Below are 6,148 nucleotides of genomic sequence, written 5' to 3'. Positions count from 1 at the left end.
CTCCCTGCCCCCTGCCTCTTCACTTGGATCGATCGCTATTTCGTCTAAAATTCTTTTCTATTAACGAAGCACTACCAATACCTTGAAGAATACCACGACCGATTAAACCTAAACCTCTACCAATGATTTGCGTGAGAATGAAGACTATACCGCTACCTACAACAGCTAATAGTGATTTTAAACGCGGTGCGATCGCATCACTAAATTCTAAAAGTAACGTCACTACTAAAGGAATATTAGAAAGTTTTACTAATTCCTGATTCCGAGGAGCGTAAACTGAAGTATTGGCAATACCACGAGGCGCAATTACAAATAGTTCATAGCGACTTTCAAAAACTGCTTTTGGCTCATTTATATAATTTCTTAATCTATATTTCCACGACAAATCATTTCTAAATCTTTCAATATCTCTAGTGGAAATCAATTGCCGTCCATAAAACTTTTGCTTAATCACCTCTACATCTGCTAAAGAATTTAGCAATGGTTGCACTACCCCATTCGCTACCTGAATCAACAAGTTCTCTAAAATCATTAATGCTTGGGATTTGGCTTCAGCACTGACTACTGGATAGGAAATATTATCAATGTTCAATTCTGTTTGAAACATTAGATAGGAATACAACTCACAAACTAACGGAATTTTATTAAGAATATCTGTTTGGACAACTTCTATGTTTGGTAATAAATAATTAACAATTTCTATATTTTGATTTCCTAATCTTATCCGAGAAAACTTACCAAAAAAATCTGTAATTGCTGCTTGCCATAACTCGCGTAATAATCTAAATTTCACTTCATATAATTGATTTATCTCTATTTGAGATGTACGCAATTCATCTAACTGTTCAGCCAGTTTTTGCAGGATAAGATAAAGTAATTCTCGTTTTTTATCTTCACGAAATATGTCGATTTCTAAAGGTATATCTGTGACATTTCGTAAAGGAAATTGAAGTTTGGTAATACAAGATGCAAATAATGCAGATTGTAGTGTTCCCGGACTAAGTAAAGGTGGCACAGTTTGCCTTTGTTGAATGGCATTACTCAACCAAGGAGTGACAGGCGACTCATCAGCAACGGGAATATCTTCCTCTTGCTTTTCTTGTGATGAAACCAACAACCGATTTAGCAACCAACGAGCCGCTAGCAGTTCTCGCCTCTGTCCAGCTAGAATTGCTCGATCTAATACTGGTAGTCCGGGAACTTGTAATTGTGCTGTTACTGCGGCTAGGGTAGCTTCAATGTGAGCAATTCCTGACAAACGGAAATTATTTCGGAGTTTATAGAAAGGGAGTGGGGAGTGGGGAGTTGGGAGTGGGGGTTTAGGATTGTTAAACCCGTATAGGGAGTTAGGAATTATGATTGCTTCCGTGTCCTGAAACCAATAGGAACCACCATTTGCAACTTCTTGCATGGCAGCGACTAACTCAGTAAGTGGTGTACCTTTGGGGCAGTAGCCATTAATTCCAACAGATTTTGCAGCCAATAGCAGTCCTTGTTCTTGAATAGAACTGAGAAGCAAAATTGGCAGGTTGGGATATAAGGCTTTGAGTTGCCGACAGAATTGTAAACCTAGCTGTTGACTGGTAGTGGAGCGACCATTACCGAATTCCAAAACCACCAAATTTACCTGATTTGGGTCTTCTTGGGCAATTTCTGCTAAAATCTGCAAGGCAGCAGTATCAGTTTCTACTACTCCTGTTACTTCTAGTAGGTTAGGAATTGCTTCTAGAGCTACCCGTAATCCCAGACGAAAAATCGGGTCTTGGTCGATTAACAATAATTTTAGAGGGCGATCGCTCATTATCTACTCAATTACACAAGCACTGTTTTTTACCAATCAGAAAACAACTTTGATACAAAACTTTGTCTTCCCCATTGTTACCTGTTTTCGCAAACTGATAAATCGATCATAATTGCCTTATACAGCCGTCACTGTGTAATTAAATGAACTTGAGTATTCGGCACTGGTTGGCAGAACGCTATATCGCAATCAATCAAATCAAAGGATTTTCGGCGGGACAATTGGCAGGTATTGCCTACCGAATTGTTCAGGATATGGAAGTCAAAAGCTTGATGCCTTTTGATATCTGTACCTTGGTAGAGGTCTTAGAACTGCCCTTAGCTATTGTTTGGGAAGAAATCAATTTCATTTCCCAGTTGACAGAAAACCTGTTGCGTAGCCTCAGCCAAAAAAAACCGTTAAAACGTAACGAAGGCACATGGCTAGCTTTTCAAATTGGCTATCTCCAAGCTTTGCAAGCAATTATAGAGCAGGAAGCAAGCCTGCAAAGACCGTGGCTAGACCGGGCAAATATACCCATCCCACCACACATTCTGAAGCAGGAAGTGGGTAAATTGACCCTCCAAGATCCGCAACTGCAAGGGTTACTAAAAACTCTCAGTCCAGGTAAATTAACTGACACTCAAGCTGAACAAGCGCTGTCTTTGGTTGCCGACTCATTACTGGTGCAACAAATAAATAACGCTGCTATAGCTTGGTTAGTTGCCAATGGTGCAGAGGAACCTGAAGCTAAACTCCTAACAGAGCGTTTGCTCAACTCACTTCCTGGTCACTTACTGGTAGTCGTTACCGAAAATGCTGCACCTTTAGCTCAACTGCAAAAATTTTTTCGTTTAGGGATTTCATTATCTCCCAATTTGATCACCCCAGAACTGGGTTCTATAGCCACTGATAAAATTGATTTGCACCGAGAACATTATCGGGCAAGTTTGATTAAAAACCTTAGTATGCCGTTGCTCATGGAATCCTTTGCCCTCAAGGATATCTATGTTGCACAAAAAGGCTTACCAATAGAGGAAAATATTTCTGAGCAGGATAAAAAAACTGTTAAGCCAGTTGATTTAAAAACATGGGCGCAGCAACAGCTAGCTGATTTAGAAACGATCGCTCTCATTGAGGCGGAGCCTGGTTATGGAAAAACTAGTTTTTGTCAACTTTGGGCAGCACAGATAGCACAAGAATTTTACCCTAATTGGATGCCTATACTAATTAGGTTACGAGATGTAACTTATAGCAAAACTTTCATCGAAACCCTAAATTCTGCCTTTGGTGTTAATCTTTCAACTTGGTTAGAGCAAGAAAATCTCTCTTGTTTGTTGCTGCTGGATGGTTTGGATGAACTACCCCCTTCTGCTCATGGTATAAGGGCAAAAGCAATTTTTATTCAGCAATTACTGAACTTTCAATCTCAGCATAGACACAAAATTTTCTTAACGAGTCGATCAACTACATTACAAGAAATTGCCCCAGAAATACCGTTGCCATTGAAGCGAATTATCATTCAACCGTTGGATGCGGAGGAACTTAAACAATGGTTTCAGCAATGGACAAAAGTGCAATCGTTAGCGATCGCTCAAAATTTCTTTACATTCTTAAAACAGGCAGGGTTATTTGCCAGTCAATCAAAGTTAAGAGAATTATCTGTCCTTGTCCGTCAACCCCTAATGCTGCATTTGTTGGGCATTTTACACCGAGAGGGACTGCTAGATGATGAACTATTACACTTAGCTGCTAATAATCCAAAGTCTTCTCTGTTATGGGAAATTCATCATCGCCTGAGTCGCTGGTTGTTGGGCTATCCGCTAACTGGCGGTATTAAGACGATGTTACTACGCTCAGGATTGGCTCATATCTACCGGACTCCAGAAGCGATCGCTAATTTACTCGCTAGTCGTCATCCCCAAGATTTACTTGAACAAATGCAAGCGATCGCTCTGAAAATTTTACACTCACAACGTCATCAAATTAATTTGGCTGAGGAAGCAAATACTCTATCAGGGTTTTATTTTAAAATTTGGAATTTAGAAAGCGCAGCAAAAACTAGTTTAATTGAGTTTTCGCATATTAAGTTAGGAGAATATCTTTGTGCTGAGGCTGTGACTGCTGAGTTGAAATTGTTGACTCAGTGCCAAGATGAAGTTTATGGCACGCTCACTTTTGTAGTTGATTCTCCTAGTGGTGTAGCCCAACATATTTACAATTTACTGGGTTACGGGATACTTAGCCAAGAAATTGAGGAATTGGCCATCGCAATTTTACGCCAGGAGCAAAAGCACAAGTTTTCCTTTGAAGTTTTGTTCCAACGGCTTTTGTCTTTCTGGCGTGCTTACTGTCAAGGCTATTGGTTGGATGAAGGGATAGCTCACAAAGCTTTGAGTCATTTTCACGCACTGCAAAACCCAGTGAATGTTGAGCAGGTGAATGCTGGTGTGGGACTGAATGTGTTTTTATTGCTTTGTGCTTGCTACCGAGAAACAAAAGTTCCCTTTTGGCCTTGTGGGAATCCAGTCAATTTAGCAGAATTCAATCCAGAGGCTTTAAGTGCGCTAATTGCTAGAACAAGCCTTTTACATAAGAATGCCTTCGCAACCCGAATTAAGTCTTTGGCTGGACTCAATTTATCGGGAGCCTCTTTGTTACAAGTAATGTTAACTGGGGTAAATCTTGAGCAGACAAACTTATCCAATGCGGAGTTAATCGGGGCGAATTTAGCTGGAGCGAATTTGCAACAGGCGAACCTCGCAGGCGCAAACCTTACAGGCGCAAACCTTCAACAGGCAAATCTTACAGGCGCAAATCTTAATTCTGCCAATCTCACTAACGCCTGCTTATTTGATGCCATTCTCACTGAGACTGATAAAAAATTAGCCAGCGATGAAGATGCTTCCTTCTCGCAAGAGTCGTTTCAAAAATTGAAGTATTCGCGTAGTTTACCGCCGCAGGCATCGCAACAGCCTTTATTAAGTACCGTCAAAATTGCGACAAACACAGATAATAATTGGAATAAAATCCCTGCGATCGGACTAATTGAAAGCTCTGAAGGCACAATTTTACCAGAAGATTTATATGATGATACCGATGATGAGACAATTTTTGGTAATAATTCTATTGGGGAATAGGGAATAGGAAATTGGGCATTGCTTATTCTCGTCCTTGTCCCCTTGTCCCTGTTTCCTACCACAGGTAGGCGGAAATAAACCTCCCATTTCATTACAGCCAGAAAGCCCAAAATTTTTGACTTTTGAATGCATGACTTTTGACTTCTGCCTTGCGGCACTAGCCCTCTTGCGGGTTACGGTAGCCAATAAAGTTAATACTGTAGTCAGTAATCCGCACTCCTGTTTCTTCTTCAATTTTGCGGATTAACTCTTCTGGCAGTTCCACATGAACATCAAGAATTTGATTTGTATCTATACAGTTTACATGACTGTGAGAATCACTAATATTGCCGTACAAACGCCCATCACAACGTTCAATACACTCAATGATGCCCTGACTGGATAATGCTTCTAAATTTTGATAAACAGAAGTATGACCGATATCTTTACCTTGTTGGTTCAAGCGATCGTAAATCTCTCTAGCAGAAAGATGTTCATTTGCTTGCCAAAGTAATTCCAGAATAAAGCGACGCTGACGGCTGACGCGCATACCCAGAATTTGGCACTGCTCAAGTGCATCTTCTAGGGAACGAATTGGTTTTGTAGAAATTGTTTGTTTTTCCATATTACAGCTTCTTAACTGTTGAGGGAATTTTCCCATTTAAATGTTTATTGCTTATTTAATATATGCAATGATATTGCACACTACTTTTTCTACCTGTACTTGTGTTTTGGCTTTTGATGCTGCGGAAGTTACAGGTTGCGATAATGATTTTTTTGCTTATTGACGGCTACTTTGTCAGACCTTAATCTAAAACAAACTCATTACAACTTTAACTTAAAATTGCTGTAAATGTCCACCTTGGGAAAGGTAACGCCTGCCCCAAGTAGGCTAGTTCCAATGCCACACCATGTTAATCGTGTAGTAATTTTTTAGTTAAAGGCAAGTACTTATCGCCATTACGAAAGTAACATTTAACTTTAGAAATTCGGTATACGTGAGTGGCGTAGGCGTAGTCCGCCGCAGGTATCGCCATCTGCTTATATCAAGGCTAGCAACTAGATGTATATTTGTTATAACCAGTGAAGAAAACTAAGCAAAAGTATCAAATAAATTAGAGAAGGTCAGATTTGTGTATAGACCTTGTATAGGTTGACCAATTATTAGCAAATAAAGTATTAGTAAATACTAATTTACGCCTAATGTGAATTAAAGAGGTTGAGACTGGAAGGTGAGAACATTGATACC

At 39.8% G+C, this 6,148-nt stretch carries 3 protein-coding genes; 1 reads left to right on the top strand and 2 read right to left on the bottom strand.

Features of this window, described 5'->3' with window-relative positions:
* Window positions 1-19: 19 nt before the first annotated feature.
* A complete protein-coding gene (locus ACFE90_RS35100) occupies window positions 20-1,801 on the bottom strand; it encodes a DUF3685 domain-containing protein (RefSeq protein WP_375506886.1) in 1,782 nt (593 codons plus the stop codon).
* A 143-nt stretch (window positions 1,802-1,944) separates the two neighbouring features.
* Between ACFE90_RS35100 and ACFE90_RS35095 the strand changes: the two genes are divergently transcribed.
* A complete protein-coding gene (locus tag ACFE90_RS35095) occupies window positions 1,945-4,920 on the top strand; it encodes a pentapeptide repeat-containing protein (protein ID WP_375506885.1) in 2,976 nt (991 codons plus the stop codon).
* Window positions 4,921-5,077: 157 nt separating this feature from the next.
* On the opposite strand, the gene ACFE90_RS35090 is transcribed toward ACFE90_RS35095, so the two are convergent.
* Window positions 5,078-5,524 (bottom strand): Fur family transcriptional regulator, encoded by a 447-nt coding sequence (locus tag ACFE90_RS35090; protein ID WP_375506884.1) that lies wholly within the window; start codon window positions 5,522-5,524, stop codon window positions 5,078-5,080.
* Window positions 5,525-6,148 lie beyond the last annotated feature (624 nt).

The sequence above is a fragment of the uncultured Nostoc sp. genome, assembly GCF_964245445.1.
Classification (GTDB): Bacteria; Cyanobacteriota; Cyanobacteriia; order Cyanobacteriales; family Nostocaceae; genus Nostoc.
This window is presented reverse-complemented; position numbering and strand designations above follow the sequence as displayed.

What these genes read in the sequence shown, in the direction of transcription:
- ACFE90_RS35090 (WP_375506884.1), bottom strand. Translation starts at nt 5,524, where the DNA reads ATGGAAAAACAAACAATTTCTACAAAACCAATTCGTTCCCTAGAAGAT.
- ACFE90_RS35095 (WP_375506885.1), top strand. Translation starts at nt 1,945, where the DNA reads ATGAACTTGAGTATTCGGCACTGGTTGGCAGAACGCTATATCGCAATC.
- ACFE90_RS35100 (WP_375506886.1), bottom strand. Translation starts at nt 1,801, where the DNA reads ATGAGCGATCGCCCTCTAAAATTATTGTTAATCGACCAAGACCCGATT.